At 28.8% G+C, this 2,413-nt stretch carries 3 protein-coding genes; 2 read left to right on the top strand and 1 reads right to left on the bottom strand.

Annotated features, from left to right (window positions below; translation table 11 throughout):
* Positions 1 to 487, top strand: a 487-nt coding sequence (locus tag FHL06_RS12390; protein WP_192917985.1) for a protein rep, incomplete at its 5' end; no start/stop codon positions are given.
* A 631-nt stretch (positions 488 to 1,118) separates the two neighbouring features.
* On the opposite strand, the gene FHL06_RS12385 is transcribed toward FHL06_RS12390, so the two are convergent.
* Positions 1,119 to 1,544, bottom strand: coding sequence for a hypothetical protein (locus tag FHL06_RS12385; protein ID WP_153386882.1), 426 nt, complete (start codon positions 1,542 to 1,544; stop codon positions 1,119 to 1,121).
* Positions 1,545 to 1,768: 224 nt separating this feature from the next.
* Between FHL06_RS12385 and FHL06_RS12380 the strand changes: the two genes are divergently transcribed.
* The coding region (locus FHL06_RS12380; RefSeq protein ID WP_192917984.1) for a protein rep at positions 1,769 to 2,413 on the top strand (645 nt) is incomplete at its 3' end.

The raw sequence follows: 2,413 nt of genomic DNA, 5'->3' as shown, positions 1-2,413 counted from the left end.
TTATAATCAACATATGCATGTCTTGTTGTGTGTTGAAAGTAAGTATTTTAGAGGTTCTGAAAATTATATTTCGCAAAATGATTGGATTGATTTATGGCAAAAAGCATTACAAGTTAATTATCGACCCGTAGCAAATATCAAAGCGATCAAACCAAATCAAAAAGGCGATAAAGATATTCAAGCAGCAATCAAAGAGACTTCAAAATACTCGGTTAAGTCATCTGATTTTTTAACTGATGATGACGAAAAAAATCAAGAAATCGTAAATGATTTAGAAAAAGGTTTATACCGAAAACGTATGTTGAGTTATGGTGGTTTGCTTAAACAAAAACATAAAATTTTAAATTTAGACGATGCTGAAGATGGCAATTTGATTAATACAAGTGACGAAGATAAAACAACAGACGAAGAAGAAAAAGCACATTCAATTACGGCAATTTGGAATTTTGAAAAACAAAATTATTACTTAAAAGATTTGAAACGTTAGCTTAAAAGCTAGCGTTTTTTTATGTATTTTTGCCCCTGCGGGAACTATAGTGTTCAACCAGCATGGTTGCCCAGTTTTTATGCAAAAAATAATTTTGTGCATAAAAACTGGGCAGTGTTTATTTTTTTCTGCCCAGTTTGCTAAATTTTTAATTTGCATATAACTGGGCAGTGTCTAAAAAATTAGTCACTGGTTTTGCTCAAATTTTTGTTTGTGAAATTAGCATATATTTATTTGGCTCATATTTGCGTTTTAAGAGCTTATATACGTTTTTAGGTATAAAACTATATGATTTACCCCTGAATCTTTAAAATGCCCCCTTAAAATTCAAATAAAGGCATATAAAAATAAAAAGCCAACCCAGATAAAATGGATTGGCTTTTTATTTGCTTTTGCGAAGTAGATTATAAAAAACTACTTTTAATAAGCACCCTAAATGTGATGTCTATATTATAACAAGAACACGCATTTATGCCGAGAAAATCTATTTGTCGATGAGAGCCCTTAATTAGACTTAAAGCGCCAGCGGTCAATAGCGTCAGCTATTAAATCGACCGATGGACAGCTTTAGGATTATTAAGGAGCGCAGAATCGTCGACAAATAGAGGAATTGGAATAAAGCATTTTAGATTTAAAACTTTAAGAAATAGTTCGGGATTTCTCTTTTTATAATTCTATATTCTAATTGGATTATTCCTTTTTCTGCATCTTCATATTTCTTTATTAATTTATATAATAATGCTCTTTGTTTTTTAATTTTTTTTCTAATATTTTTTCTTTTTCCAATATTTTCTTTTCGTTCTAGTTCACAATTTAAAAACTCATTAAATTCACTGATTATATCAGTCATACGGTTTGAAGCTCTTTTGTATTGATCTTCATTTTGGTATGTATTATTTGCTTTTTTAATAATTCGTTTATGAAATGATTTACTTTTTTGATTTAAATATTCTTTATATCGTTTATGGTCAAAATAAATTTTAATAAAAGGATATATTATTGTGAATATACCAGCTAATCCAGCTATTATTGTTGCTATTGCTAAAATGTTTTCCAAAGATTATCACCGCGTTTTTTTTTTTTTTGAAACGAGTTGAAAACGAGTTTCTTCTTGTCTTGATACTATATAGAAATAACGTTCTTTTTCAAAATATCGTTTTAACGTTGATTTGACAGTGTTTTCAATAGTTTTTAGTGTATAAAATAAAATTTGACATAAAAAAACTCCAGTAATAAGATTGAAGCATCCACTCATCAACTTAATACTGGAGGTCTTTATATATGCAAGATAATCATACAAAATATATAGACGAAAATCAAGATAATGAAACATTAAAAGATATTACGAAAAGTGGGAAACAACGCCCATGGAGAGAAAAGAAAATTGATAATGTAAGTTATGCAGATATACTGGAAATCTTAAAAATTAAAAAGGCTTTTAACGTAAAACAATGTGGTAACGTCTTAGAATTCAAGCCAACTGATGAAGGTTATTTGAAGTTACATAAGACATGGTTTTGTAAGTCAAAATTATGCCCAGTTTGTAATTGGAGGCGTGCTATGAAAAATAGTTATCAAGCTCAAAAAGTGATTGAAGAAGTAGTAAAAGAAAAGCCTAAAGCTCGGTGGTTATTTCTTACTCTATCAACACGAAATGCGATAGATGGGGATACTTTAGAACGAAGTTTAAAACATTTAACTGAATCTTTTAGAAGATTATTTAAATATAAAAAAGTTAGTAAGAATTTAATTGGTTTTATGCGTTCAACAGAAGTTACAGTTAATAAAAATGATGGTAGTTATAATCAACATATGCATGTCTTGTTGTGTGTTGAAAGTAAGTATTTTAGAGGTTCTGAAAATTATATTTCGCAAAATGATTGGATTGATTTATGGCAAAAAGCATTACAAGTTAATTATCGACCC

The sequence above is a fragment of the Companilactobacillus halodurans genome, from assembly GCF_009600985.1.
Classification (GTDB): Bacteria; Bacillota; Bacilli; order Lactobacillales; family Lactobacillaceae; genus Companilactobacillus; species Companilactobacillus halodurans.
This window is presented reverse-complemented; position numbering and strand designations above follow the sequence as displayed.